29 protein-coding genes and 1 other RNA gene are annotated in these 26580 nt (G+C 46.5%); 18 read left to right on the top strand and 12 right to left on the bottom strand.

The genetic code is table 11. The features are described 5' to 3' along the window. Nucleotides 1–60: 60 nt before the first annotated feature. The 3 genes from pepF to E0496_RS32845 all read right to left on the bottom strand — a co-directional run bounded on the left by pepF (nt 61) and on the right by E0496_RS32845 (nt 2593). Complete coding sequence (pepF, locus tag E0496_RS32855) at nt 61–1851, bottom strand: oligoendopeptidase F (protein WP_141506138.1); 1791 nt, start codon at nt 1849–1851, stop codon at nt 61–63. A 195-nt stretch (nt 1852–2046) separates the two neighbouring features. Further along, complete coding sequence (locus tag E0496_RS32850) at nt 2047–2229, bottom strand: hypothetical protein (RefSeq protein WP_141506137.1); 183 nt, start codon at nt 2227–2229, stop codon at nt 2047–2049. Nucleotides 2230–2359: 130 nt separating this feature from the next. Continuing rightward, nucleotides 2360–2593: a hypothetical protein gene (locus E0496_RS32845; protein WP_139994221.1), complete on the bottom strand. Its 234-nt coding sequence runs from the start codon at nt 2591–2593 to the stop codon at nt 2360–2362. Between the two features lie 145 nt (nt 2594–2738). Here E0496_RS32845 and E0496_RS32840 point away from each other — a divergent pair, with 145 nt between their 5' ends. From E0496_RS32840 to E0496_RS32830, 3 genes are all read left to right on the top strand, one after another. Next, nucleotides 2739–3440 carry a class I SAM-dependent methyltransferase gene (locus E0496_RS32840; RefSeq protein WP_141506136.1) on the top strand — a complete coding sequence of 234 codons (702 nt, stop codon included), beginning with the start codon at nt 2739–2741 and terminating at the stop codon, nt 3438–3440. 78 nt (nt 3441–3518) lie between these two features. Continuing rightward, nucleotides 3519–3716 (top strand): cold shock domain-containing protein, encoded by a 198-nt coding sequence (locus E0496_RS32835; RefSeq protein ID WP_114381455.1) that lies wholly within the window; start codon nt 3519–3521, stop codon nt 3714–3716. A gap of 163 nt (nt 3717–3879) precedes the next feature. After that, nucleotides 3880–4599 carry a YebC/PmpR family DNA-binding transcriptional regulator gene (locus E0496_RS32830; protein ID WP_175598152.1) on the top strand — a complete coding sequence of 240 codons (720 nt, stop codon included), beginning with the start codon at nt 3880–3882 and terminating at the stop codon, nt 4597–4599. Between the two features lie 81 nt (nt 4600–4680). Here the strand turns inward: E0496_RS32830 and E0496_RS32825 are convergent, their stop codons facing one another. Continuing rightward, nucleotides 4681–5868 (bottom strand): MFS transporter, encoded by a 1188-nt coding sequence (locus E0496_RS32825; RefSeq protein ID WP_141506135.1) that lies wholly within the window; start codon nt 5866–5868, stop codon nt 4681–4683. Between the two features lie 133 nt (nt 5869–6001). Here E0496_RS32825 and E0496_RS32820 point away from each other — a divergent pair, with 133 nt between their 5' ends. From E0496_RS32820 to pfkA, 3 genes are read left to right on the top strand one after another with little or no spacing between them, the layout of a single operon-like run. Continuing rightward, nucleotides 6002–6319, top strand: coding sequence for a hypothetical protein (locus E0496_RS32820; RefSeq protein WP_139994227.1), 318 nt, complete (start codon nt 6002–6004; stop codon nt 6317–6319). A 23-nt stretch (nt 6320–6342) separates the two neighbouring features. Continuing rightward, nucleotides 6343–7428 carry a tetraprenyl-beta-curcumene synthase family protein gene (locus E0496_RS32815; protein WP_141506134.1) on the top strand — a complete coding sequence of 362 codons (1086 nt, stop codon included), beginning with the start codon at nt 6343–6345 and terminating at the stop codon, nt 7426–7428. A 30-nt stretch (nt 7429–7458) separates the two neighbouring features. Then, nucleotides 7459–8427 carry a 6-phosphofructokinase gene (gene pfkA, locus E0496_RS32810; protein WP_139994231.1) on the top strand — a complete coding sequence of 323 codons (969 nt, stop codon included), beginning with the start codon at nt 7459–7461 and terminating at the stop codon, nt 8425–8427. A gap of 158 nt (nt 8428–8585) precedes the next feature. Here pfkA and E0496_RS32805 read toward each other — a convergent pair whose 3' ends face one another. The 3 genes from E0496_RS32805 to E0496_RS32795 form a co-directional block, all read right to left on the bottom strand. Beyond that, nucleotides 8586–9782 (bottom strand): putative glycoside hydrolase, encoded by a 1197-nt coding sequence (locus E0496_RS32805; protein WP_141506133.1) that lies wholly within the window; start codon nt 9780–9782, stop codon nt 8586–8588. A 239-nt stretch (nt 9783–10021) separates the two neighbouring features. Further along, nucleotides 10022–10210 carry a hypothetical protein gene (locus E0496_RS32800; protein WP_082198241.1) on the bottom strand — a complete coding sequence of 63 codons (189 nt, stop codon included), beginning with the start codon at nt 10208–10210 and terminating at the stop codon, nt 10022–10024. A gap of 145 nt (nt 10211–10355) precedes the next feature. Then, nucleotides 10356–11195 carry a YitT family protein gene (locus tag E0496_RS32795; protein WP_141506132.1) on the bottom strand — a complete coding sequence of 280 codons (840 nt, stop codon included), beginning with the start codon at nt 11193–11195 and terminating at the stop codon, nt 10356–10358. A 154-nt stretch (nt 11196–11349) separates the two neighbouring features. Here E0496_RS32795 and cshA point away from each other — a divergent pair, with 154 nt between their 5' ends. The 4 genes from cshA (at nt 11350) to E0496_RS32775 (ending at nt 14601) form a co-directional block, all read left to right on the top strand. Beyond that, nucleotides 11350–12960, top strand: coding sequence for a degradosome RNA helicase CshA (gene cshA, locus E0496_RS32790; protein WP_141506131.1), 1611 nt, complete (start codon nt 11350–11352; stop codon nt 12958–12960). Between the two features lie 132 nt (nt 12961–13092). Continuing rightward, nucleotides 13093–13869, top strand: coding sequence for a YesL family protein (locus tag E0496_RS32785; RefSeq protein WP_141506130.1), 777 nt, complete (start codon nt 13093–13095; stop codon nt 13867–13869). A gap of 47 nt (nt 13870–13916) precedes the next feature. Beyond that, a non-coding RNA gene (gene ssrS / locus E0496_RS32780) (6S RNA) lies at nt 13917–14099 on the top strand. Nucleotides 14100–14211: 112 nt separating this feature from the next. Beyond that, nucleotides 14212–14601 (top strand): DUF1499 domain-containing protein, encoded by a 390-nt coding sequence (locus tag E0496_RS32775; RefSeq protein WP_139994241.1) that lies wholly within the window; start codon nt 14212–14214, stop codon nt 14599–14601. An 80-nt stretch (nt 14602–14681) separates the two neighbouring features. Here the strand turns inward: E0496_RS32775 and tpx are convergent, their stop codons facing one another. Then, on the bottom strand, nt 14682–15200 hold the full coding sequence (gene tpx / locus E0496_RS32770) for a thiol peroxidase (protein ID WP_141506129.1): 519 nt from the start codon (nt 15198–15200) through the stop codon (nt 14682–14684). A gap of 101 nt (nt 15201–15301) precedes the next feature. Between tpx and E0496_RS32765 the strand changes: the two genes are divergently transcribed. Then, nucleotides 15302–15937 carry a rhomboid family intramembrane serine protease gene (locus tag E0496_RS32765; protein WP_141506128.1) on the top strand — a complete coding sequence of 212 codons (636 nt, stop codon included), beginning with the start codon at nt 15302–15304 and terminating at the stop codon, nt 15935–15937. 46 nt (nt 15938–15983) lie between these two features. Then, entirely contained in the window at nt 15984–16880 is an 897-nt protein-coding gene (gene gltC, locus E0496_RS32760; RefSeq protein WP_141506127.1) for a glutamate biosynthesis transcriptional regulator GltC, read from the top strand. An 85-nt stretch (nt 16881–16965) separates the two neighbouring features. On the opposite strand, the gene E0496_RS32755 is transcribed toward gltC, so the two are convergent. Continuing rightward, nucleotides 16966–17646 (bottom strand): zinc metallopeptidase, encoded by a 681-nt coding sequence (locus E0496_RS32755; RefSeq protein ID WP_420799836.1) that lies wholly within the window; start codon nt 17644–17646, stop codon nt 16966–16968. A 34-nt stretch (nt 17647–17680) separates the two neighbouring features. Further along, entirely contained in the window at nt 17681–18106 is a 426-nt protein-coding gene (locus E0496_RS32750) for a MerR family transcriptional regulator (RefSeq protein WP_238404042.1), read from the bottom strand. Nucleotides 18107–18616: 510 nt separating this feature from the next. Between E0496_RS32750 and E0496_RS32745 the strand changes: the two genes are divergently transcribed. Genes E0496_RS32745 through E0496_RS32735 form a run of 3 tightly spaced genes read left to right on the top strand, consistent with a single transcriptional unit; the run spans nt 18617 to nt 21834 of the window. Then, a complete protein-coding gene (locus E0496_RS32745; RefSeq protein ID WP_141506126.1) occupies nt 18617–19981 on the top strand; it encodes an ammonium transporter in 1365 nt (454 codons plus the stop codon). A 38-nt stretch (nt 19982–20019) separates the two neighbouring features. Next, entirely contained in the window at nt 20020–21087 is a 1068-nt protein-coding gene (locus E0496_RS32740) for a DUF294 nucleotidyltransferase-like domain-containing protein (protein WP_141506125.1), read from the top strand. A 12-nt stretch (nt 21088–21099) separates the two neighbouring features. After that, complete coding sequence (locus tag E0496_RS32735) at nt 21100–21834, top strand: 3'-5' exonuclease (RefSeq protein ID WP_141506124.1); 735 nt, start codon at nt 21100–21102, stop codon at nt 21832–21834. Here E0496_RS32735 and E0496_RS32730 read toward each other — a convergent pair. Further along, nucleotides 21820–22281, bottom strand: a complete 462-nt coding sequence (locus tag E0496_RS32730) for a M67 family metallopeptidase (RefSeq protein ID WP_161601659.1) — start codon at nt 22279–22281, stop codon at nt 21820–21822. The two genes, E0496_RS32735 and E0496_RS32730, sit on opposite strands and share 15 nt — an antisense overlap. A 239-nt stretch (nt 22282–22520) precedes the next feature. On the opposite strand from E0496_RS32730, the gene E0496_RS32725 reads away from it, so the two are divergent. Further along, nucleotides 22521–23060: a TlpA family protein disulfide reductase gene (locus tag E0496_RS32725; protein ID WP_141506122.1), complete on the top strand. Its 540-nt coding sequence runs from the start codon at nt 22521–22523 to the stop codon at nt 23058–23060. Nucleotides 23061–23123: 63 nt separating this feature from the next. Here E0496_RS32725 and cimA read toward each other — a convergent pair whose 3' ends face one another. After that, entirely contained in the window at nt 23124–24740 is a 1617-nt protein-coding gene (cimA, locus tag E0496_RS32720) for a citramalate synthase (protein ID WP_141506121.1), read from the bottom strand. A 201-nt stretch (nt 24741–24941) separates the two neighbouring features. Here cimA and E0496_RS32715 point away from each other — a divergent pair, with 201 nt between their 5' ends. Beyond that, nucleotides 24942–26231, top strand: coding sequence for a DNA polymerase IV (locus E0496_RS32715; protein WP_141506120.1), 1290 nt, complete (start codon nt 24942–24944; stop codon nt 26229–26231). 56 nt (nt 26232–26287) lie between these two features. Then, nucleotides 26288–26524 (top strand): ferredoxin, encoded by a 237-nt coding sequence (locus E0496_RS32710; RefSeq protein WP_141506119.1) that lies wholly within the window; start codon nt 26288–26290, stop codon nt 26522–26524. The last annotated feature ends 56 nt before the right edge of the window (nt 26525–26580 follow it).

The raw sequence follows: 26580 nt of genomic DNA, 5'->3' as shown, positions 1-26580 counted from the left end.
TAGTTACAAAAAAAACCGCCAAGTTTGCTTGGCGGCCATTCAGTTGGTGCTAGTGTTTTTTTATTTCGTCAACTGTTCCATTTGGCCAATGAGTTTCTCGAATACGCTCATCGCTTGCTCAATCGGCTCCGGAGAAGACATGTCGACGCCAGCCTTCTTCAAAATATTAATCGAGAAGTCACTGCCGCCGCTCTTCAAGAAACTAAGGTATCGGTCAACGGCAGGCTGGCCTTCATCCAAAATTTGCTTGGAGAAGCTGGTAGCGGCAGAGAAGCCTGTTGCGTATTTGTATACGTAGAAGCTGTTGTAGAAATGCGGGATGCGTGCCCATTCCATTTCAATGTCCTTATCAATGACCATGCCTGGCCCGTAATATTGAACGTTGAGGTCATAGTAGATTTTGCTTAGATCCTGCGGCGTGAGCGATTCGCCTTGTTCCGAGCGCTCATGAATGATTTTCTCGAATTCGGCAAACATCGTTTGGCGGAAGACGGTAGTCCGGAACTGGTCGGCATAATACGTCAGCAGGTACATTTTTTCTTTTGCATGGGTTGATTTGCCCAATAGATAGTCCATGAGCAGCGCTTCGTTTAACGTAGAAGCTACTTCTGCAAGGAAAATCGTATACTGCGCGTCGCGGTAGTTTTGATTGGTATCCGAATAATGAGAATGCAGCGCATGGCCCATTTCATGGGTTAGCGTGAACATGCTGTTCAGGTTGTCGTTGTGGTTGAGCAGCACGTAAGGATGTGTTCCGAAAGCGCCCCAGCTGTATGCGCCGCTGCGTTTGCCTTCATTCTCATACACGTCGATCCAGCCATTGTCGAAGCCATCCTGCAGTACTTTCAAATAGTCATCGCCAAGCGGCTTCAGGCTTTCGCTTACTGTTTTCTTCGCTTCTTCATACGTGATGTTAAGTTTGAACTCGTCTACGAGCGGCGCGAACAAATCGTACATATGAAGCTCGTCAAGGCCCAGAAGTTTTTTACGAAGATCCATATAACGATGCATCAGCGGCAAATGCTTGTGAATGGTATCGATGAGGTTCGTATAAACTTCCTTCGGAATGTTATCCCCGTAGAGAGACATATTGAGTACGGAATCGTATTTACGTGCTTTGGAATAAAAGATATTTTTCGTTACGTTTGAGGTCAGCGTAGTTGCAAGCGTGTTTTTCAGCTTGCCGTAGGTATCGTACACCGCTTTAAACGCTTCGCGGCGAACATTCTGGTCGCTGCTTTCAAGAAACTGTATGTAGCTGCCATGGGTCAGTTCAACTTCTTCGCCATCTTCATTTTTTACCTTAGGAAACTTAAGATCTGCGTTATTCAGCATGCCGAATACGGTGCCGGGAGCGGAGCTAATGTTGCCGACCTGGGCAAGCAGCGCTTCTTCATTCTTCGATAGAATATGAGCCTTCTGGCGGCGCATCTCTTCGAGTGTATGGCGATATTTTGCGACGGATTTATCCGAGATAAACGCATCAAGCTTCTCATCGGAGAGGCTGAGAACCTCAGGTGTGATGAAGGAAAGAGCTTCGCCTGATTCGACACTAATTTTTTTGGATTTATCCGATAGAGATTGGTAAGCGGCCTCTGCGGTGTCCTCGTGATGCTTCATATTGGCATAAACATATAGGCGCTCCACATGCAAGGAGAGCTCATCCTCAAGCTCGAAGCAGGCTTTGAGCTGTTCAACGTTATCTAGCTTGCCTTGATATTCGGGAACCTTCTTAATTAGCGCCTTCGCCTCTGCAAATTCCTTATCCCAAGCGGCTTGGCTTTCAAATAAATCCTCAAGCTTCCAGCGGGTCTCAGGTGCGGATTCTGAACGTTTCATTACGTGACTCATCGAATTCCTCCTTGGTATGGATAAGGTTGGTATGGAATGTCCGGAATGCGCTGCGTTATCTTTGGAGACTGCAGCACCCGGTACAAGGCTTAAAGCGAGCAGCAGGGAGAGCCATTTCATCCAGTCATCACCTCGGGACACATTTTGTGAGTACTATGTCCGAGAGTGGCGATGAATATGCAATCGTCTGCTCGTTTATGCCGTGCCCATAGTGAAAAAGGCGTAAACGATAAGAAAAAACGCAAAAGCAATAAATGCGATCGATACCAAAGCAAGACCGCGGCGCAAGCCAGGCGGCAAGGAATCACGTTTCATAATCAAAATGGCTCCAAGCGAGAAGGCAGCAATAATAAATATAACTGAAGCAGTAGCATCCATCTGGTGGTAAAACCTCCTGACCATAAACAAACCGAACCGGCAGCGCTATAAAGGTACCTATGCGGTGCCCGGTTACGATATGTTCGCCATAATGGGCAAAATTTCCTTCTGCAAGAAAGGATCTGCCGGATTAAACTTCTTTCAACGCTCGCATAATCGCTTCCAGTTCCTCTTCACGGCCAACAAAGTCGGAAGCACGGTAACGATTCTGTGCCCAGTGGAGCATTTCTGGACGGCTGATAAACGTGTGCGTGTCTTCTCCCCATTGATCGGAAATTTCCCGTACAATCAGCGTTTTGCCTTGCACTTCAACCGTCAGCATATTGTATTTGTCGGTCTTGTAAATTTCGTGTTTTTTAAACATGCAATTTTTCACCCTTTGAGTAGTTAATTATGGTATTCTTATCATCATAGCCATTATGGAGGCTGTAATCAATACGCCAGCGCAAGAAGCGGGCAAAGACGAGACGAGTTTTGATGAGATGAGACGAGATGAGGAGAGTGTAAGTATGAGTAAGCAGAGCTATGAGCAAATTGGTGTTGCCATGACATGCAGAAGCTTTGAGGAGTATGTAAGCATGTTTGATTTACAGCTATCGGATTTAGAGCAAGGTTTGCTGCTCGATGTGGCGGCTGGAGGCTCGTCCTTTACTGCCGAGGCCAACGCGAAAGGATATTCGGCTTTTGCGGTTGATCCCCGCTATGGTGCTGGGATTCAGGAATGGATTAGAGAAGCTTCAGAGGAAATAGAGACCTCGACTGCCAAGCTTGTAAAGCTGCAAGATCATTTCGACTGGAGCTATTATGGCTCGATTGAAAATCATAAGTCGGGAAGAGAAGCGTCGCTTGAGCTTTTTGCTTCACATGTGATGGATAATAAATTTCATGATCGCTATATAGATGGCAAGCTTCCAGAGCTGCCTTTTCCGGATGATACCTTTTCATTAGTGCTTTGCAGCCATTTTATGTTCTTATATGCCAGTCAATTTGGTCCTGATTTCCATGAAAAGGCGATACTGGAGCTCATGCGTATTTGTAAGCCTGGGGGACAAATTCGGATTTATCCACTTATTTCTTTAAACTGGGAGCCGTACGCTGAGCTGGAGACGTTGATGGAGACGATTACCTCTAATGGAGGTAGAGTAGAATTGCTCGCTTCGCACCTTCCATTCATTCCTTCTTCTAGCCAATTTTTGAGAATTTTACTTTAATTGCTTTTTCTTTTTTGGATCGCTATAATAACTTTACTCGCCGTGCAAAGCGGCGGTCATATCTAGGAGGTTGTTCAATTGAAAGGAACAGTTAAATGGTTTAACGCAGAGAAAGGCTATGGCTTTATCCAAACAGAGGGCGGAGAAGACGTATTTGTACATTTCTCAGCGATTCAAAGCGAAGGTTTCAAATCTTTGGATGAGGGGCAAGCGGTCGAATTCGACATTACTGAGGGTAACCGCGGTGCGCAAGCGGCCAACGTCACTAAACTATAGAAACATTTTGCGATGCAATGGCGAGGGCTCCCTGGTAACAGGGGGCTTTTTCTTATTTCTTTTTTACCACTTCCCATATGTCAATTAAGCTTACTTTCATTGACCAAGTCCCGCTTGCAATGATAAACTGTTGCTTGGAAACTTTGTCAGGGGAGCGAGCATAATGAAATTTAAATTGTTCAAAGACCGTAAAGGGAAGGCCGATCAGGCTAAAAATAACAAGTTCGTTAAGCTAGGACGAGAGATTTACGTTCAAGCCCGTAGGGGTGGACCTAATCCGGATGCAAACTTTGGTCTGAAGACGGCGATTGCCAATGCTAGAGCAGAACAAATGCCAAATGATAATATTGAACGTGCGATCAAGAAGGCAGCAGGCGCTGGCGACGGCGTTGAATACGATGACATTATGTACGAAGGCTATGGCCCAGGCGGCGTAGCCATCATGGTCAAATGTTTAACGGACAACCGTAACCGTACGGCTGCTGACGTACGTTCCGCGTTCAATAAACGCGGCGGAAACATGGGCGAGAGCGGCTGCGTTGGCTATATGTTCGATCACAAAGGCCTGCTGGTCGTTGACCGTGAAGTGCATGAAGCGGATGAGGATACGATGATGATGGTCTCACTTGAGGCTGGGGCTGAGGATGTCGTAGTCAATGACGATAGCTTTGAGATATTGACTCACCCTCATGAATTTGAGCAAGTGAAAAACGCGCTTGAGAAGGAAGGTTATTCCTTCGTAAATGCAGGCGTTCGCTGGCTGCCGCAAAATATCGTCAAGGTTGATGGAGAGAATGCGGACAAGCTGCTCAAGATGATGGATGCTTTTGAAGATAACGATGATGTGCAGGACGTTTATTCGAACTTTGAAATCGTCGAATAAGCGAATGATTCATTTATCGACAAATAAGGCTGCTGCGCGCGTGTACTGAACACGCTGCGCAGCAGCCTTATTTTTGAATGCTTATCGCTCTGTCCGGCTGAAATAGTAACGTGCGAGAAAGGCTGCGGCTGCGACGATCGCAAATCCTGCCCCCATTTTGAAGAAAGCCTCGCGACCGAAATGCTCATAAACATAGCCGCCGAACATTCCGCTGATTACGCCTGCAAGTCCGGTCCAGATGACGGCATACACCGCTTGCCCAGAAGCACGGTACTCATCCGGTATGAGCCTGGAGAGGTATCGTAGGGCGGTAGAAAAGTAGATGCCAAACGAAATGCTGTGCATCGCCTGTGTGGCAATTACCCAGCGCGGATCTTGAATATCGCTGAGAAGCCACAGTCTAACTGCGTACATGATGGATGCAATCATCAGCAGCGGGAGCTCCTTGAACTTGTGGCCATACTTGCCGAGCAGGAACAAAATCGGGATCTCGCTTAATGCCGATACGAGCCAAGCGAGGCCAACGAGGGAATCACTTGCGCCCATGTGGCGCATCGTTACGGCAAGAAAGCCCTCGTACATCCGGTGGGGGATGGAAATCGTCAGAATGATCAGGAAAAACAGCAGTACATCCCTTTGCCGCAGCAGCTTGAAGAAGCCGGAAAAGTCTATTTTGCGGGCGTTCCCTTGATAATCCCTGATCCGCGTCGTCAGCATCAGCGTAATAGCGATGGTACACAGTGCTAGCGGAAGCGTCCAAGTAGAGCCGATCTCCTTCAGAATGAGTCCGAAAGTATAAGCGGTCACTGCAAATCCAAGGGAGCCAAATATTCGGACCAGCGCATAAGGGGTTCCCGTGTACTGGCTAGATAATAGCAGCAGGCTGTCGCTTAGCGGGTTAATAGGTGTCTGGAAAAAATAAAAGCCCATCATCACAAGGCAAACAAGGGCAAAGTTTTCGATTGGAAATAGCAGCGAAATCATGACTAGCTGTCCGAACAATAAGATCATAAGCAGTTTCTTAATCGTTCTGTACTTGTCGCTGGCCATTCCCATTATGATATTTGCAAAAATAGAGATGAAAGGTCCAGTCGAATAGATGATGCCGATTTGCTGCTCTGAAAATCCTCTATCTAAAAAGTATAGCGGTATGAAGGAAACGACCATCGCGGCGGTAGAGTAAGCCGAGAAGCTGTATATTCGAAGCGCTGTCGTTTCCTTCCGCGCGTTTGCCGATCTCTCTGCCTCGGCGAGGCCAAGTGTATCCATTGCTGCAAGCTCACTCCATCTCTGTTGTAAACAATATGCATATCAGTATAGCATGGATAGGCATTCGGACCAATCCGATTTGAAGCTGGATTATTGTCTGTCGAAATGGTACATTTAGATGTGGAGGTTTACAATGGGAGCTTATCGTTTTGACTGGAATGAACGGCTTCGGATCCGTATTCCCGTGCTGGAAATGGAATGGGAGCAGTATAAGGCAGTTGACCAGCTTGCCATTATTGAGCAATGGGAGCTGATCCGTGGAACAATTCCTGACCGCGTCATGGAGTTTGAGCGGGATATTCATGTAAAGCAAGCTCAGCTGTTTGAAGAAGACAGCTTTGAGCAATCCTGTATACTAAACTATGAAATAGCCGATTATGCCAGTAGGATCAACGATCTCCATATTTGGTATCGCATTGATCAACAGTTGGAATCGCGTCGGCATTCATGAATTGGTTTGGTTAGGAGGGGTGCATGTTGAGATTGACGACTTTGACAGGCCACCGCGTGCCCAAAGGGCCACTGAAGCTAATGCACCGTGTGTACAAATATGTGCTGCCTGCTGTGGACTTAGAGCTCAAGGAACTGCGTCTGATGGCGCAGCAAATACCCGATGCCGAGCTGAGAATACAGGCGCTGGATAGCATGGATACCAAAAGGTTTCATTGCCAAGGAGGAAGCGTCTATGCTGCAGCCCATTTGGAGCAGAGACATATTCTGATTCCCCTTATTGTGGCCTTGCAGACGATTAGCGACTATTTGGACAACCTGTGCGATCGGAGCACATCACTAGATCCGGATGATTTTCGATTATTGCATCAATCGATGCTCGATGCGGTCAATCCCGAAGCGCAGCTTCAGGATTATTATGCATTGCGAGCGGAGAGGGACGATGGTGGATATTTGCATCATCTCGTTCGGATCTGCCAACGACAGGTTGCATTGTTACCTTCCTATTTGAGCGTACAGGAGCATGTTAGCGGATTAGTTGGCCTCTATGGTGATTTGCAGGTGTACAAGCATATTCGCAAGGATCTGCGCGAAGATTATCTGCTCAATTGGTGGGCTTTGTACCGCAAGGATTATCCGAGTTTGCAATGGAATGAATTTGCAGCAGCAGCCGGCTCCACGCTTGGGATGTTTATGCTGTTTTTGGCAGCAAGCGAGGAAGGTCTTTCTGAAGAAGATGGGGCCGCAATCAAAAAGATTTATTTTCCGCATGTGTGCGGGCTTCATATTTTGCTTGATTATCTCATTGATCAAGCGGAGGACCAAGCTGGCGGAGATCTTAACTTTTGCAATTATTATGATAATGAAAGTCTGCTTGTTGAGCGCCTCGCCACTATCGTGAACCGGGCGCGTGAGGATGTGTTGCAGCTTCCTGCTTCCCGTTTTCATCGTTTGATAATAGAAGGGCTTCTAGCCTTATATTTATCAGACCCGAAGGTCCGCCACCAGGCGGATGTTAGAGATGTCTCAAGGAGGCTAATGAAGAACAGCCCGCTTACGCGTCTGTTTTTCCTTATTAACAGCATCTGGATTCGGAAACAGCAAGCTTAACTATAAATAAAAAATGTGGAGGAATGAAACATGTCTGCAGTCAAATCAATCGCAGTATTGACAAGCGGAGGAGATTCGCAAGGAATGAACGCAGCCGTAAGGGCTGTTGTAAGAAGCGCGCTTTATTATGGGCTGGATGTATACGGTGTACAGCGTGGATATCAAGGTCTGATCAACGATGATTTGCGTCAAATGGATTTGCGGAGCGTAGGTGATATTATTCAGCGTGGCGGAACGATTTTGCAAACAGCTAGATGCAAGGAGTTCGTTACGGCAGAAGGTCAGCAGCGAGGTGCTGAAGTGCTTCGCTCAAGAGGAATTGACGGATTGGTCGTTATTGGCGGCGACGGCTCTTACCAAGGCGCGAACAAGCTGAGCAAGCTTGGCATTAAAACAATGGGGCTTCCAGGCACAATTGACAACGACATCCCGTTCACTGATATTACGATCGGTTTTGACACGGCAGTAAGTATTGTAGTAGATGCAATTAACAAAATTCGCGACACGATGTCCTCGCATGAGCGTTCATCGATCGTGGAAGTTATGGGTCGCCATTGCGGGGATATCGCTCTTCATGCAGGTCTTGCCAGTGGCGCAGAGACAATTCTTGTGCCGGAAGTACCATTTGAGCTGTCTGAAGTAGCGGAGCGCATGAAGACGAATTTTGCCAAAGGCAAGCGTCATAGTATCATCGTCGTAGCAGAGGGTGCTGGCAAAGGCGAAGAGGTAGCTCAGCAAATTACAGCGAACAGTGGTATCGAGCCGCGCGTAACGGTGCTTGGCCACATTCAGCGTGGCGGAACACCGACAGCAATCGATCGCATCTTGGCAAGCCGTCTAGGCGACTTTGCGGTTAGACAGCTTATGGCTGGCGATTCGGGCAAAGCCTGTGGCGTCGTGCGGGGCGAACTTGTTACAACGGATATCGATAAAGTCGTTAATACGAAGAAGCCTTTTGACATGGGCATGTACGAGCTCGCTCTTCGTCTATCCCAATAATAGGATTTACACAAGCAAAAACGCCTTCGGCTTCCTTTAGACGCTGAAGTAGCTTTGACGGTGAAATATAAGCCCTTTATAAGTTAACACACTTATAAATTCTTATATTTCAAAAAAACCACTCTTGCTTCTCAGCGAGGGTGGTTTTTGCGTTAGACTTACTTATAGTCCACATCGGGTGAATATTTATTGCCGGCATTCCAGAGTAAATATTCTTTGATCCCAGTATCCTGCAGCGCCTTGATTTGAGCCTCAACCTCGGCTTTTCCATATTTCATATAATGGCCGGTACCTAACCAGCTTGCTGTGAAATCCTGAATCCAAGGCCGAATGATCGGTTTAAGCTCGACAATGGGGTCCAATTTTTTATGGGTATCCAGCATGGCGCCTTTGATTGTCTCATATGGACTTAAATCAGGATCTTTCTGTTTGAACCAGCCGGTACTGTAATGGCTAGGGTAGACCATAGGTGAGATAACATGTACATCGTTTGAAATTTTGACAAAATCTTGACCAATCCCTTCAGCTGTAGGCACGGATGCCGCATAGCCGAAAATATCTACCGAAACACGCACGCCAAGCGGTTCGAGCTGCTCACGGGCATATTTGACGAAACCAGCCACCGTGTCAACTCGGCTTTGATCGGTTTTGCTATAGGTCAGCGTGGCGGCTTTGTTGTCGAAGCCCTCCGGAAAACGGACATAGTCGAACTGGATTTCTTTGAAGCCAAGCTTGGCTGCTTCTTTCGCAACAGCGATGTTATAATCCCAAACTTCCTTGCGGTAAGGATTGACGAAGCTTTCACCACGGCCGTTCTTCCAGATCGTTCCGTCCTGATGGAGGAACGATAGTTCCGGCTGCTTGCGGGCGAGCGCGGTATCCTTGAACACGACGATTCTTGCGATAGGGTAAATGTTATGTTTCTTTAACGTAACCATGAGTGCATTAATATCCCGAATATACTTTTTGGAGGCGCCAACCTCCTGAAGCTCGGGCGTCGTCGTAGGATATGTAATAAACCCGTTGTCATCTTTAATGTCGATGACCATGCTGTTGAGCTCTGTATCATCAACCAGTTTGAGCAGCGATTCCATGCGCGCGCCGCCAGCGCTGTGTGCTGTTACATAGATACCTTTGATAGGCGGGGTATCCGGCTGCGGATCTTTTTTTACGATTGATGAGTTAGGATTGCCAGGTTTGATGCCTCCCGCTATGGATGAATCTGGCTGTATAAGTGTTTGGCCGGCTGCAGAATTCACATAAGCAATAGCAAGCTGTCTGGCCGCGGCATTATCTTCACCGCTACCAGTGAGCAAGCTGTACAGCAGCAATAAGGTTGAAATGACGATGTCCACTTTGCTCTCTCCCCGTTAGCTATTCTGTTCAAATTATAAAGCAGTTGGGATGCTGGGTCATTAACTTTTTTGAAATATTAAGAAAGTATATGTCATATTTGTGGTTCTTAGCTTTATTTTCTTTGTCATAATCCATTCGAAAATAGAGACGGAGAAGAGTATGTACAACTGCAAAATAAACAAAAAGCCAGCCGAGTTGGTCTCGACTGGCGCGTAAATAATCCGTGTGTCCCGCATTGTCATTGTAACAAAGCTTCTCTCTGCTGATTGCAAATGCTGTGCTGCACAATTTCCATGGCGTCCGCGGGCTCTAGTAAAGCGAGGCCGTCACGCAGCACGATGCTGATGTCCAATTCACGTGCGGTAAGAAAAGGACTAAGCTCTGGGGCAAGCTTCTCTACAATTTGAGACAATTTGACCGTTTCCATATCCACCTGAGCCTCACCCTTTCATATCTAATGTTTAGGGGAAATCATATGGCAAGAAACCAAAGCTACGGGATACAAACATTATATCAGGATCATTTTCAAAAACATAGGGATACTGCGTAAAATCCATATTCGCGTATATGGATTAGTCCTTCGGCTTGGTAAAGTCGCCGATTACGCCTACCGTTTCCACAATATTAATGAAGGCACGCGGGTCGATGGTCGTAACGATCTTGCTAAGCTCCGCCAATTCGTATTTTGTCCTTACCGTCATCAGCATATCGCGATCTGCCGAGGAATAGGCGCCGCGGGTCTTTATGATCGTAATGCCGCGAGGATGGGAGAGGAGCTTGGCAAGCAGTTCATCTGTTTTGGTCGTAACGATGAAAGCTGTTAATTTAATATGCCTCACATGAATGAGATCTACTACTTTGCCAGCAGAAAAAATCGACAGCAGCGAATAAAGGGCGGAATCCCAATTTTTTGTAAAAGCAACTAAAAGGGCGATGACCGCACCGTTCAAAATAAAAATAATCATGCCGATAGGCAAGTCGCGTTTGCGCGTGATGATGGATGCGATGATATCGAAGCCACCCGAAGAGCCGCCGTAGCGAAGCGTCAAACCGCTGCCAAAGCCAACCATGATCCCGCCAAAGACAGCGCCAAGCACAATGTCATCAGCAATTTTTATGATGGGTATAAATTCAAGGAGCAAGGTCGAGGCAATGACCGCGTAAATGCTCCACATAATAAAACGACGGCCGATTGCAAACCAGCCCCACAGCAGCAGAGGCACATTGAGAATAAAGTAAAGCCAAGCAATATTGCCACCGGTAATATAACCGATCATCATTGAAATACCAGATACTCCGCCGCTAAGCAGTTGATGGGGGATGAGGAATAAATTGAAGCCAGCAGCGATAAGGAAGGCTCCTACTGTCATCATGGGCACTGTATAAAGGTAACGAAACGAATGCGGATTCATTGCAATTCCTCCTATACAGACGAAGCGATTTTTTACTTTTTTTCACTTCCTTAGTATGGCTTTCTTATGTTCGCTGGTATTCACGATTGAATGTGTGCTATAATGATTTGGATATTCTTAAGTAGGCTGCAGATAAAAGGAGTTTGAGAAAAGTTTGAAAACATTTGCTGAATTTGGCTTGGAACCGAAAGTGTTGCAAGCAATTACCGAACTTGGATTCGAGGAATCTACCCCGATTCAAGACAAAGCGATCCCTATTGCTATGGCAGGGCAAGATCTTATTGGCCAAGCACAAACGGGTACAGGAAAGACAGCGGCATTCGGAATTCCGCTCATTAACAAAATTCCGACAAGCGAGGAACGCATTGTCGCATTAATAATGACGCCAACCCGTGAACTCGCTATTCAAGTGGCAGACGAGATCGGGAAGTTGACTCGATACAAAGGCCTTCGCTCGTTGCCGATTTACGGTGGTCAAGAAATTGGTCGTCAAATCCGTGCATTGAAGAAAAAGCCACAAATCATTATCGGTACACCTGGACGTTTGCTTGACCATATTAACCGTAAGACGATTCGTCTTGAAGATGTGCAAACGGTCATTTTGGATGAAGCGGATGAAATGCTCGATATGGGCTTCATGGAAGACATCCAATCGATCTTGAAGCAAGTGCCTGAAGAGCGTCATACGATGCTGTTCTCTGCAACGATGCCGGCAAACATTCAGAGACTTGCTCAGCAATTCCTGAAAAATCCGGAGCATGTTTCGGTTATTCCGAAGCAAATCACAGCACCACTAATCGAGCAATCCTACATTGAAGTGCATGAGCGCCAGAAGTTTGAAGCGCTTAGCCGTTTGCTTGATATGGAATCCCCTGAGCTTGCAATCATCTTCGGCCGTACAAAACGCCGGGTTGATGAGCTGAGCGAAGCGCTCCAAAAACGTGGCTACACAGCTGACGGTTTGCATGGCGACTTATCGCAGAACCAACGCGATAGCGTAATGCGTAAATTCCGTGACGGCAGCATCGACGTACTAGTAGCAACTGACGTTGCTGCGCGTGGCCTTGATGTATCTGGCGTTACTCATGTTATCAACTTTGACCTTCCGCAAGATCCGGAGAGCTATGTTCACCGTATCGGCCGTACAGGCCGCGCAGGTAAAGAAGGTACAGCATGGTCATTCGTTACGCCGCGTGAGACGGATCACCTTCATTTCATTGAGAAAGTTACTCGCCAGAAGATGAACCGCAAGCCGCTTCCAAGTATTGCAGAAGCGATTGAAGGCAAACAGCGTGTAACAGCTGAGCGTCTTCTTGAAGTCGTTCAGAGCGATGAATTCTCAGAATACAAAGCCATTTCCATTCAGTTGCTTGAGCAATACGATTCCGTTCACCTCCTTTCCGCAGCAATTAAATTGCTGACTGGCGAGAAGAAAAACGTTGAAATCGAATTGACACCAGAAGATCCGCTTCGCGCCAAAAAACGCAAGCCGGATATCCGCTCGAACGGTCGTCCGTTCAACCGCAGCGGATCGTCTTCTTCTTACGGTAGCAACCGCACTGGCAGCACTGGCGGCGGCGGCGGTTATCGCGGACGCGATGACAGACGCAGCAACAGCGGCAGTGGCAGCAGCACTGGTGGCAGCTCGCGCGGCGGTTACGAGTCACGCGGCAGCACTGGTGGCTACCAAGGCAAACGCAGCAGTGAAGGACGTCCTGAAAACCGTCGTCCAAAAAGCTCAACTGACGGTTACGCGAACAACTAATTCATTGCTTGCTGAGTCATTTTGAAAAAAACCGAGGAAGTCCGTGATCCCTAACGGGCATCCCGGCGACCTCGGTTTTTTTATTGTTGTTTGTCTGGCGGGAGTAATCTTACTTTTCTGGAGGCAGATCCGATGGAACCAAGAGGGCTAATGGGTGGGTTTTACCGAATATCCGAATGGATTATGAGGTTATCGGTTATCAATGTTTTATGGCTTGCCTGTTCAATCCCTTTCGTTTTCTTCGCGTGGGGTTTAGTTTTGTCGCAGGATGTCAACCAAGTGTATTCGGCGCTGATTTTTATGGCAGTTGTCGCTCCATTTACATTGTTTCCGGCTACCGCAGCGATGTTTGCGGTTGCACGCAAATGGGTCATGGGCGAGAGTGACGTAGCGTTGTTTAAAACCTTTTTCCGAGGTTATAAGGATAATTACAAGCAAGCGATGCTCGGCGGTATCATTTATACGATTCTGCTGGCGATAATGATCGTTGATTTTATCGTCTATCGTGAGCAATTAAATCTACTTTCTTATATCTTTATTGCATTCCTAGTTCTTCTTGTTGTTTCGTTATTTAATTTTTTCTCCATGCTTGTCCATTACCATATGAAAACGTTTCAATTGCTGAAGAACGCTGTGCTTATTACGATCGGCAAGCCTTTCCGTTCCTTGTCAACCGCGATTATGAGCGGCGCAGTTATGTATTTCAGTACAAGATTTACGTTTCTTATACCGTTCTTTATGGGAAGCATCATCGCATATTTGGCATTCTGGAACTTCCATCTGATTTATGTGAAGCTTCAGGATCAAGCGGAGAAAGCACGTTTGGCGGAAGAAGAAGAGGCGGAGAAAGCTGCGGAGATGGACCGAATCGATTTGGTGAAAGACGATTCGAACAGCACCAGTAAATAACATCCATGCGACGTTTACTTTTTCTCCTGTTAGGTCTATAATAACAATACCTCCTGCGATGCTCGTTACGGCTTTACGCTGTTTTGAACCAATGGCTGTTTCACGGGAGACCAATATCGAGACGTAGCTGACATGCCCCCGAAAGGGGATCTCAAAAGCGGTTCTGCGGTCACCCACCTGCGTAAGCGGGTTCAGAAACATGTGAGTCGGACGGCATAGGCGGGTTTTCATTTTAAATGAAGAGCATTTGCTGGTTAAATCCAGTGATAGCTCTTTTTTCATGGGACAAATCATGTTATCATATAGAGTAATGTACATAGATGCTGGAGGGGGAGATCGTTGTTGTTGAAGCGGACCTTGATCGGGCTGCTGCGCAGTCATGAACAGACTGGTGACAGGGCTAAGGATCCAATGCTCAAATCTCATTTCTACAAGCTCTCGAAAGATAAGGCTTGGGAAGAAGTGGTATCGACTCTTAAGAAAATGCAAGGCTATAAGCTGCTGCACGAAGTCCAATCGGTTGGTGAGATTGTACTTGAGAAACGTACTTCATTTGGAAGAACGATGGACATTACCGTTTCTGTCATTAGCGTAAATCCGCTGCAATCAGCTGTCGATATTTATTCAGCGTCCCGTGGCTCGCTAGGAGATCTGGGTTCTAATTACAGAGTTATTCTGGATTTGTACCGCACACTTGATAAGAAGCTTGCTGCATTTAAAGTGAACAGCTAATACATAAACAAAGCGAGGAAGGATTCCCTTCACTCGCTTTGTTTGCAATATTTAATAATGAAATGAACTATAGAAGATGATTATACAAGCGCTCTAACAGCATGGATAGCTTGCTCATAGTTCGGGTGCTCTGTCATTTCAGGCAGGTATTCCACGTATTGGATCTTATCGTCGGCATCGATGACGAAGATTGAGCGTTGATCAAGGCCAAGTTCTTTGATGTATACGCCATAAGCTTCGCCGAAGCTGTGTGCTTTGTAGTCGGAGAGCAATACCACTTTATCGATACCTGCTGCACCGCACCAGCGTGCTTGTGCGAATGGGAGGTCAACGCTTACAGTAAGGACAACAACGTTGTCACCAAGCGAGCCAGCTTCTTCATTGAAACGACGAGTTTGCGCATCGCAAACGCCTGTGTCGATGGAAGGCACCACGCTGATTAATTTGATTTTACCGGAGTAGTCCTTAAGAGAAACGTTCTCTACGAGATTTTTGTTCAGGCTGAAATCAGGAGCTTGATCTCCTACTTTCAATTCTGGTCCAACTAATGTAATCGGATTGCCTTTGAAAGTGGCAGCTCCATTGCGTTCTTGTGTCATGAGTAAACTTCCTCCTCTAAATTGATTGGTCAATACCAAACTAATTATAATCGTTATGAAACGGCCTTGTCCAATTGTTGGAGGGAAAAGGAGAGGATTCAATGATTTTTCTGAGGTATGAGAGCTTTCGTTCCTATCTAAAGCTTTATCCGGTTACGGCTGCCTTAATTGCGCTCAACATTGTTTATTTTATAATCGTTGCGATAAGCGGTGATCCGAATAGTGCTTACCATGCCTATCAGTACGGTGCTTTCGCAGCTCACCCGGCATTTGATCCATATGGTCTGCAAGAGCCTTGGCGCTATATAACGTCCATGTTTATGCATTCGGGGCTTGAGCATTTGCTTTATAATATGTTTTCTTTGCTAGTGTTTGCACCGCCTATGGAACGTTTGCTGAAACGCTTCAGATATGCAATGTTCTATTTGCTTTGCGGTATAGCGGGCAATGCGATGAGCGCGTTTGTGAATGTACTCCAGAATGATCCTGAAACACATATAGGTGTTGGGGCCTCAGGGGCAATCTACGGAGTGTTTGGGGCATTTCTGTACATTTCCTTGTTCCGTAAGTCACAGCTTGATGAGAGCTCGCGTAAAACGGTATATATCATTTTGATCTTTGGTGTTGTTTATTCTTTCCTCGTGCCGCAAATTGATCTCTGGGCACATGCAGGAGGCGCCTTGGCCGGCTTCTTGCTGTATCATATCTTTGACCGAATAAAGAGAAGAAAGAAATAATGATATTCATGAAAACTATGTAGTTACGGGAGAGAATCTAACCGGTATGGAACTTCGTCAGCTTTATTACTTCGTAAAAGTAGCAAAAAAAGAGCATGTCACACAAGCTGCGGAAGAGCTGCATGTGGCACAATCAGCGGTAAGTCGGCAAATTCACCAGCTGGAGGAAGAGCTAGGCGTTAAGCTATTCGTTCAGAAAGGAAGAAATCTGCAGCTTACGCCTGTAGGCCAGCTTTTTCTTAAACGCGCTGAAGTTATTTTAGCTGATCTGGAGCGAGCAGTTATTGAAATGCATGAGTTTCTTGATCCGGAGAAGGGGGAGATTAGGCTCGGCTTCCCACATAGCTTAGGCATTTCCTTGATTCCCCAGGTTGTAGCAGCGTTTCGAAAGCTGCACCCCAATGTGAAGTTTCGTTTCAAGCAGGGAATGTACCCATCGCTCATACGCGATATGATTAAAGGTGAAATTGATTTGGCGTTTATATCGCCGTTTCCAGATGAGCATGAATTTGTATGCGGAGAAGTGTTGCTGACGGAAGAATTGTATGCCATATTACCGCCAGGTCACCGCCTCTCTGATAAAGAATCTATAGAGCTCAAGGAACTTGAGCATGAGACCTTTGTGCTGTTCAGCGAAGGCTACTCTTTGAGGCCTATTGTGTGGGAAGCCTGCCAAACCGCCGGATTCACTCCTCAAATTGGTTTTGAAGGGGAAGAGACAGATACAATCAGGGGATTGGTTGCTGCGGGGATGGGGGTTAGTCTGCTGCCGGAGATGGCGCTTCACTATACGGGACCTTTGCATCCGACAAAAGTGCGAGTCACTGAGCCGCAAGTCACTCGGACGATTGGATTGATCCGTCGTTCGAATGAGAAGCTGCCGTTGGTGGCTAAAGTATTCCACGGCTTCTTGCTTCGTTATTTCAAAGATGGATTTAAATAAATAGGCATCAGAAAAAAAGAGCTGTTCCCAGCGGTCTGTGAAGACCGCTGGGAACAGCTCTTGTTAGTTAGTGGTATGCTGTTTGTTATTCCTGTCTGCTGCCGCCTACGAAGATAAGAATGTATCTGATAAGCTCCAGCAAGGAAAGTAGCGCCGCTGCTACATAAGTTAATGCGGCTGCATTTAGAACCTTGGCTACTCCGCGTTCCTCATTATTCGTAATAAACCCTTCTGCAACCATGATATCCCTAGCCCTATTGCTTGCATTAAATTCGACTGGAAGTGTAATGACCTGAAAGGCAACAGCAACAGAGAAGAAGATAATACCAAGACCAATCAAATTCAAAGCCGAGAAAAGGATGCCGGCAATGAAAAGAAAAGGAGCTACGCCTGATGCGAAGTTAACAACCGGGAAGATGCGGTGGCGCAGTACAAGCATTGGATAATGCTCGGCATGCTGAATTGCATGGCCAACCTCGTGACAAGCAACGGAAATCGCTGAGATCGAATTTTCATAATATACGGGCTCTGACAAACGCACAACGCGGTGGATAGGATCATAGTGATCCGTAAGTGTGCCTCTTACCGGCTCGATAGGCACATCCTGCAAGCCGTGGGTATCAAGCATTCTTCTGGCTGCTTCGTAACCGGTTAAGCCGCTATTTGCTTGCACGCTGGTCCATTTCTTAAACGTTCCTTTGACTCGGAATTGTGCCCAAATCGTTAGAATAAATGCGAGTGCGATTAAAATGTAGATAAACATCATTGAGTCATTCCTCCATTAAATTGATGAAATATCGTTACATGAGGGAGCTCTTGTTAATGAGAAGCATCAGTGCCTCGATACAAGCAGCTGTCTGTGGCATCAGACGCGTGTAGAGGTGGTTGGCTTGCTTTGGTTTGAGTTTCTTAATGACAGGCTCCAATTCCTTCACTTCGCGCTCCAGCTGGCTTAAATGGTGCTGTAGATCGGTGAGCTTACGGGATACCTGCTCCTCGGGTGTAATTTTGCTCCAGCTTTCAATCGTTGCTTTAATCTCATCTAACGTATATTTATCTTTTTTCATCTGTTCAATACGTTCTAACCTCTGCAAGGTTTCATCGGCATAGAGGCGATAGTTTTTGGCTGAACGCTCAGCAGGCTCAATAAGGCCGATAGAAGTGTAGTAATCGATCGTGCGTGGACTGACTTGAGCGAGCTTGGACAATTCTCCGATTCGATACATGTTGAAAACCTCCATTCGTTTAGAATTTAAAAATAATTTTCTTCTATTAAAGGAAACATTGCTTCGTTATCCTATGATAACTCTTTAACATCCTATACCTCTAATGATAATGGTAAAGTAACCATACAGTCAAACGTGTTACATGAGGTGTCAAAAGCAGCGTGATTAGCGAAGAGAAAGAATCGGCTTAAAGTGCTTCTTTTCTATATATAGCGAATTTTTATGATAATGAAACAGTAGGGAAGTCCCAGGATGAATGTCAGCCTATTATTTCTAAGGTAGGAAACTATGCCTATAAAAAGCGAAAATGCGAAGGATATGCATAAGGTTTGGGAGAATTTGCTGCTGTTTTGTTCAAAATCTTAACGTTCGTGTTAGATTTTATGCCGAACGTTTGATTTTTTTTAAAAAAATAGATAAAACGTATTGTCAAATTGAGCACTACTGACTATAATGACATTAAGTCTTTCCTCACATGTAAGAGAACATAACATTTAGGGAGTGGTCGTAATGGTAAAGAAAACGATGTTAGCTTTAGGGATCTTCACTTTATTGTTTCCGGTAATGGCGTTTGCAGAGGATCCTTCAGCCGCAACGTTAGACATGGGTTTGAACTCGCTATGGGTTATGCTCGCATTCATTCTAGTTCTATTAATGCAAGGTGGATTTATTCTTCTTGAGACAGGTTCTACACGGATGAAAAATGCAGGTCATGTTGCCGGCAAAACTATTTTCACAACAGGCCTTGCTGCACTTATTTATTGGGCATTTGGTTATGGTATGGCATTTGGCGGTGACAGCAGCGTTAACGCAGTGTTCGGTTGGGGCGACTTTTTCTTCAACCCAACAATCGCAGCTGGCGATGGCGAGAGCCTTCCAAGCACCGTATTCTTCTTATTCCAACTAGCGTTTGCTGCAGTATCCCTTTCAATTGCATGGGGCGGCTTTGCAGAAAGAGCTAAGCTTTCCTCTTATATCGTCTTTACATTATTCTTTGTAGCTCTTATTTACCCGACTGTGGCTCACTGGATCTGGGGCGGCGGCTGGCTTGCAGAAGATGGCGCACAAGACTTTGCTGGTTCAACAGTCGTTCACTTAACAGGAGCACTTGCAGCATTTGCAGCGACCGTATTGCTTAAGCCTCGTATCGGTAAATTTAACAAAGACGGTTCTGCTAATGAAATCTTGGGTCACAACCAAGTGTTTACAGCACTTTCCGTATTGCTTCTATGGGTAGGTTGGTTCGGTTTTAATGCTGGTAGTACTGTAGCAATTGGCGATGGCTTCTTTGGATATGTAGCTTTTAACACCATGCTTGGTGCAGGAGCAGGCGGCGTGGCGGCACTTCTTATCTCTTGGGCAATTTCAGGGAAAGCAGATATTACTGCGATGCTAAATGGTACGCTTGCCGGATTGGTTGCTATTACAGCTTCTTGCGCATTCGTTGATCCTTGGGCAGCGGTTGTCATTGGTCTAGTAGCTGGCGTGCTTGTCGTATTCAGCGTTAAATTTTTCGAAAAAATCAAAGTTGACGATCCAATCTATGCTTTGTCTGTTCATGGCGCGGCTGGTATCTGGGGTACGCTTGCTAACGGTATCTTCGCTACACAAGTATTGGCTGACAAAGTTGGCGTAGGTACAGGTGGACTGATCGACACAGGCAGCTGGAAGCAACTTTGGGTTCAATTCGAATCCGTAGTCGTAGTTGGCGCATTCGTTCTTGCGGCTTCCTTCCTTGTTCTTGGCGTAATGAAGCTAATCATGGGCTTCCGTGTAACTGAAGAGCAAGAAATTATCGGTCTTGACCTGAGCGAACATGGAGCTTATGGTTATCCTGAGCAAATGAAAAAAGCAGGCCAAAACATTCAAGGCTAATCGAATGAGAAGGACTGACCGAAGGGAGAGGGCGTCGCATGAGTGATCCGGTGCGATTGCAGCTGCTGAAGCAGATTGGCTCAGCCGATCATGTAGAGGGGCTGCGAAGCTTGCGGGATCAGGTTCACGAGCAGATGGAAGCTCTTCTCCCCACGCGTCCGGTCGAACAATTTAATGAACAATTAAATGAGGTGCACGACGCGGTAATCCAGCGCTCGATCATCCTCGCAGAAGCGGAAATGGCACGGTTGGGGAAGGGTTCTCCCCCCGTGCCTTACGCATATTTATTGTTCGGCAGCGGCGGTCGGAAAGAGCAGACATTGTCAAGCGATCAAGACAGCGGAGTTGTCTATCAGGATCCTGTGGCTGATCCAGAAGAAGTAGGTCTTTATTTCAAGCAACTATGCGAGCTAATCGTAGCTTTTCTTCAAGTGACGGGATACCCGCCTTGTGAAGGCAACGTGCTAAGCAGCAACCCGGAGTGGTGTTTGCCTTTATCGGAATGGGGCAGCAAGCTGGATCACTGGTTTGAAGAGCCGGCTTGGGAAGCGGTCCGTTATTTGCTGATTATTGCAGATGGCAGATGCGTTTATGGTGAGCAAAGGCTGCTAGACGAGCTTAAGGACTTATTTTTTATCGATATGTTAAATCATCAAATCATTTTGCAGCGGATGCTCGATAATACTATGCGCCATAAAGTGCTTCTTGGCATCTTTGGCCAACTTCTCAAGGAACAATACGGAGAGGATGCGGGCAGCCTAGATATAAAATACGGCGCCTACATTCCTATGGTAAATTCAATCAGGTTATTGTCTATCCAAATGGGAATAAGGGAAACGTCCACGCTTGAGCGGATTAAGATGCTGGTTAAGGCTGGGAAGATGTCTGCCACAGATGCTGCAGTCTACGATCAGGCATTTCGTATTTTTCTGAGGCTTCGGCTAATGACGACAGAGCAAAGTGCCGATGGCTTATATGCGAACAATGGCAAGCTGTCCAGCCGGAAACTGACGAAGGAAATGACGGATGAGTTGAAAAGCGGTCTGCGTCTAGGCAAGAAGCTGCAACGAGCAGTATTCAAGCAAACAATGGGCAGGCTTACGTAAGGCGGTGGAAGAATGAAAGAGCAAAAAGGCGTCGGTCGCATGTGGAACCTATACAAAATGGGAGGATTTACGCCTGCCATCGCTTCTATGCTAGGCTCCCAGAATGCGCAGCAAATGGCGTTTATTCGCAACGTTAATAAAGAGCAGCGCAAGCAATCGATGTTCGATATGCCATTGAAAGAGCTAGAGGTTGTTGTGTTCGACTTGGAGACAACGGGCTTCTATCCAACCAACGGCGATGAAATTATTTCATTTGGGGCGGTAATGTTTAGGGGAGGCGAGGTGGTAGAAAATGAATGTTTCTACAGCCTGGTCAATCCAAAGCGTAAAATTCCGAAGGCGATTGTTGAGTTGACGGGCATTACGAATGAAATGGTGCAGGATGCGCCTGATTTAATGCAGGTGCTGCACGATTTTATGGAATTTGTAGGCAGACGACTGCTTGTCGCCCATGCTTCGGGCCATGACAAGCAGTTTCTGAATGCTGCGCTTTGGCGAACTTCGAAAGTGAATTTAAACCATAGAGTGCTGGATACGATGATGGTGGCTAAGTGGCTAGAGCCGAATCTGGAAGGTTACAGTCTGGATGATTTGCTCGACAGCTGCTGCATACCAATCACGGAAAGGCATCACGCGCTGCAGGACTCCATTATGACAGCGAAGCTGTGGCAGAACTATCTTGCCAGGATTTTGGAGAGGAATATTACAACGCTGGGCGATTTGTATGCTTATTTAAGCAAGCACTAGCTCCATCGGAATAAAATGGCCGTGAGATCGAGCGAAGGGCTGGACATGAGGGTTTTCAATGTTCTGAAGTGAAACGATCCAATAAGATAGCTCTGATGCAGGCAGGAAGCCTTCAGCGTCGCTGGAGGATGGCACTGCCTCGGTACGCGGATGCGAATGGAATAAGCCGACAAGCTTTTGTCGGTTTTTTTGCATGTCGTAATAGACAGAGGTCCATTCTGCCGGATCAAAGGAGAACGAATGAGTAGGATCAATATGCGTATTGGTGATGGGAATGATGGTGTCAATGACGCAACGGTTATCGTTGTCGGCACTTTCTTGGTCTATGTCTGGACCTGAGCTTGCAACGATTCCGCAGGCTTCAATAGGTTTGGCATCACTGCAAATTTGGATGAGCTGATCATATGCAGATTGCGTAATAAAGCCCTTCATTGGTTGTTCTTCCATCATTAAGCCTCCTAGAAGTATTGACATAGATTAAGTATAACGGAATCTGGCTGTAGGAGCTATCTTATAGCTTCCGCGTATGAACGGGGCTGTATTTACCAACAATAAGCCCAAAGGCTTATAGGGTGAAACGTGACGTTTTTATGGCTAAAAGGCTCAGTGTCTTGAGCTTCCATACTGCACATGATACCATGAAGCCATGCGGTTAAAAAGTTATTGAAAGAGAAAGAAGGTACGCCATGAAACGCGCCATTACGCTTTTTACCATTGCATTTGTATTTGCTGGCTTGGCTTTGTTCCAATATAACAATGACAGTTCTGATTCCGTTACGCTAGCAGCTCCGTCGGCAGATTTCAAGCCTAAGGCAGGATTTGAGGCGACGGCATTTAAGCTTCCGGCGCTTGATGAGCAGTCCTACGAGGTCGGGGGCAAACAAGGTAAATTATCCTTTGTTAACTTCTGGGCTTCTTGGTGCGGCCCCTGTGAGCTGGAGGCGCCTGATTTGCAGCGCCTACATGAGCAATACGGGGAAGCAATCCAGCTGTATGGGGTCAATGCTACCAAATATGATAAAGAACGGGCGGCTCGAGATTTTGTCAATGAGCATGAGTTTACTTTTCCAATTCTGATGGACCGTGAGGGTGACGTGACCAAGCAGTATAAGGTGGATACATTCCCAACCACGTTTCTAATTGACAGTGAGGGCGTTATTCGAGAAAGAATTAATGGCGTCATTACCTACGAGGAATGGGAACGGTTGATTGAGAAGTGGATGTAAGGAACAACAATAAAAAAAAGTCTGTCTGATGTCACAACGTGACGTCAGGCAGACCTTTTTTTGTTAATGATTGACGAGACCGATCCTGTCCGATGAATCCGCTTGATTGTTATCCACCTTGACCATGCCAAGCAAGGCATAGCGGATACTGTCTACGAGCGCTTCCCAGCTTGCTTCAATAACATTATTGGAGACGCCAACGGTGCTCCATGTGTTATCGAGACCAGTGGATTCGATAAGCACGCGAACCTTGGCTGCTGTAGCGTCCTTCTCGTCAATTACACGGACTTTGTAATCAGACAGATGGATGCCTTCAATCTTAGGATAAAATTGAACCAGTGCCTTACGGAGCGCGTTATCGAGCGCATTGACGGGACCGTTGCCCTCAGCAGCTGTGTATACCTGTTGGCCATCGACGTTTATCTTCACAATGGCTTCGGAAATCATTTGGCCGTTGGTTTTCTCAACAAGCATTTTGAACGATTCAACCTTGAAAACTTCCTTGACCTCGCCGTCAAATGCCTCACGAAGCAGCAATTCCATCGATGCATCCGCGCCTTCAAATTGATATCCTTGATGTTCCAGCTCTTTGATCTGATCCATGATCTGCTTCGTTTTCTCATTATTTGCCGTAACGTCAAGTCCAAGCTCCTTGGCTTTGGAGATGATGTTGCTTTGGCCGGCAAGCTCTGATACGAGAATGCGCTGCTTGTTGCCTACAAGCTCTGGCTGGATATGCTCATAGGTTTTGGAATCCTTCATTATCGCAGAGACATGGATGCCGCCTTTGTGTGCAAATGCCGCATTGCCGACATAAGCTTGGCCAACTGGCATATGGACATTGGCGATTTCGCTTACGTAGCGTGCAGTGCTTGTCAAGGTAGAGAGCTTCTCAACAGGCAGTACATCATATTTCATCTTAATTTGTAGATTAGGAATGATGGAGCATAGATTGGCATTGCCGCAGCGCTCGCCATAGCCGTTGATTGTGCCTTGAACCTGACGTGCGCCTGCGCCAACAGCAGCAAGTGAGTTTGCCACGGCCAGCTCGCAGTCGTTATGGGTGTGAATGCCGATTGGCGTCGTCAGCACCTGTCTTACATGCGTGACGATGTCATGGATTTCATTCGGCAGGGTGCCGCCGTTCGTATCGCAAAGCACGAGCCAGTTCGCGCCAGCCTCCTGCGCCTTCTTAAGTACGGAAACGGCATATTCAGGGTTGTGCTTGAAGCCATCAAAAAAATGTTCCGCATCAAACAAGGCTTCCATGCCGTTTTGCTTTAGAAAAGCGATTGAGTCGTAGATCATCGATAGATTTTCTTCAAGCGTCGTTTGCAGGGCGGTATGTACATGGAAGTCCCATGATTTTCCTACAAGCGTAGCTGCCGGAACACCGGATTCTGCAATGCGAACAAGGCTAGCGTCCTGCTCAGCTAAGCTGTTTTTCCGACGCGTGCTTCCGAATGCGGTAATTTTGGCATTAAGATTGAATGCTTTGATCCTCTGGAAAAATTCGATATCCTTGCTGTTGCTCCCGGGATTGCCGCCTTCAATATAATGAACGCCCAGCGCGTCGAGCTTCTGGGCAATTTTTAATTTGTCATCCGCAGACAGGCTGATTCCTTCTCCTTGTGTACCGTCACGCAGCGTCGTATCAAATATGGATATGTTTGTTGTCATTAACGGGACGCCTCCTTCACTGATTGCCATTTCAAATCATAATTAAATATTATAACACTTGTCGTCGTGAAAGTAGAGGGTTTGTTGTAAAATTTGCGTGCTTATTATGGCTGCGTTGACTTGCCCCTATTGGAATTGTATGCTGGGGATGATGAGGCTTATGTAATTTTGTTGCTTCTAATTTAGGCGGTGATACAAAGGATGACAAAAAGTGTAAATGAACATTATCCGGCTAAAGGCCGCGTTATTATTCATTTGGATATGAATGCCTTCTATTGTTCCGTGCATGAAGCAGAGGAACCTGAGAAATATAAGAACAGGCCGACGGCGGTATCGGGCAGCGTAGAACAGCGCAAGGGCATAATTGTTACTTGTTCCTATACAGCCAGAAGCAAAGGAATAAAGACCGGCATGAACGTGAGACAGGCACTTCAGCTGTGTCCGGAGCTTATATTAATAAAACCGGATTTCACTTTATACCGTAAATACTCTCATGGCTTCATGGCGATCGCGAGGCAGTATACACCGCTAGTGGAGGCCGTTTCCATTGACGAATGTTATATGGATATTACAGGCTCCAAAATGTTCGGCTCACCGCTGGATATTGCCGCTTCTCTTCAACAGCGGATCATGTCGGAGTGGTCGCTTCCTTGCTCCATTGGACTTGCGCCGAATAAGCTGCTCGCCAAGATGGCCTCGGATATGAAGAAGCCGAATGGGCTTACCGTACTGCGAATCCGCGATGTGAGGCAGGTGCTTTGGGATAAATCGTGTGATACGTTGTTCGGAATTGGGAAGAAGACCGCGGATAAACTATTGAAGCTAAATATTCGAACGATCGGACAGCTCGCGGGCACGGACGAGAAGATGCTGATCAAGCAATTTGGCGTAGTTGGCTCTTGGATGAAGGCTGCGGCACATGGTATTGACCATGGTGAGGTGAATCCAAACCGAGAGCTCAACAAATCGATTGGGCACACAACGACACTTCCAGCAGATCTTACTGCCCGCGAAGACGTATACCGTGTTCTGCTGAATTTGGCAGATCAGACCGGGCGAAGGCTGCGAAGACAAAAGCTGGTAGCAACTACCGTTCAGTTAACCATCCGAAATCCAGATATGACGACGATCACTCGTTCCCATACGCTTGGCGCGCCCACGCAAACCTCTGAGGAATTTTATAAGGAAGCATGTCGATTATATGATAAGCATTGGAAGGTTGGAGAACCCATACGCCTCCTTGGAATCACCTTGCAAAACCTGAAGCTGTTGGAAGAAACAGCGCTTCAACTGGATCTATTCAGCTATGAACAGCAGCCTCGCAAGGAAGCACTTACGAAGGCGATGGATCAGCTTCGCGACAAGTATGGGGAGGATGCGGTACTTACCGCAGGAATGCTTGGCGACGATCCATCCACCTTAATTAGGAATAAACGAATTCGGGGTACATCCTTGCAAAAGGATGATAGTTTGTTATATATTGATGAATGAAGATTGACTGTACAGAGACGAGATTATTCCGTATATTTATTTGGGAGGGAAATTCCATGGGTAAGTTTACTTGGGTCGAAAAAGATACGTGCATCGCTTGTGGAGCTTGTGGAGCAACTGCTCCTGACATTTATGATTATGATGACGAAGGTCTTGCAGAAGTTATTTATAAAGCAGATGGAAACACAGGCAACACTGAGATTCCGGAAGATTTATTTGATGATTTGCAGGATGCCGCTGACGGCTGTCCTACTGATTCGATCAAAATCGCAGATGTGGCTTTTAACTATTAATATCTAAATCATTATGAAGAGGCCCCCTCCAGCCAGCGCATGCTGCGGAAGGGGCT

Source organism: Paenibacillus luteus (assembly GCF_006542765.1).
GTDB lineage: Bacteria > Bacillota > Bacilli > Paenibacillales > Paenibacillaceae > Pristimantibacillus > Pristimantibacillus luteus.
Note: the sequence above shows the minus strand (reverse complement) of the source record. Positions and strands in the feature narration are given on the sequence as shown.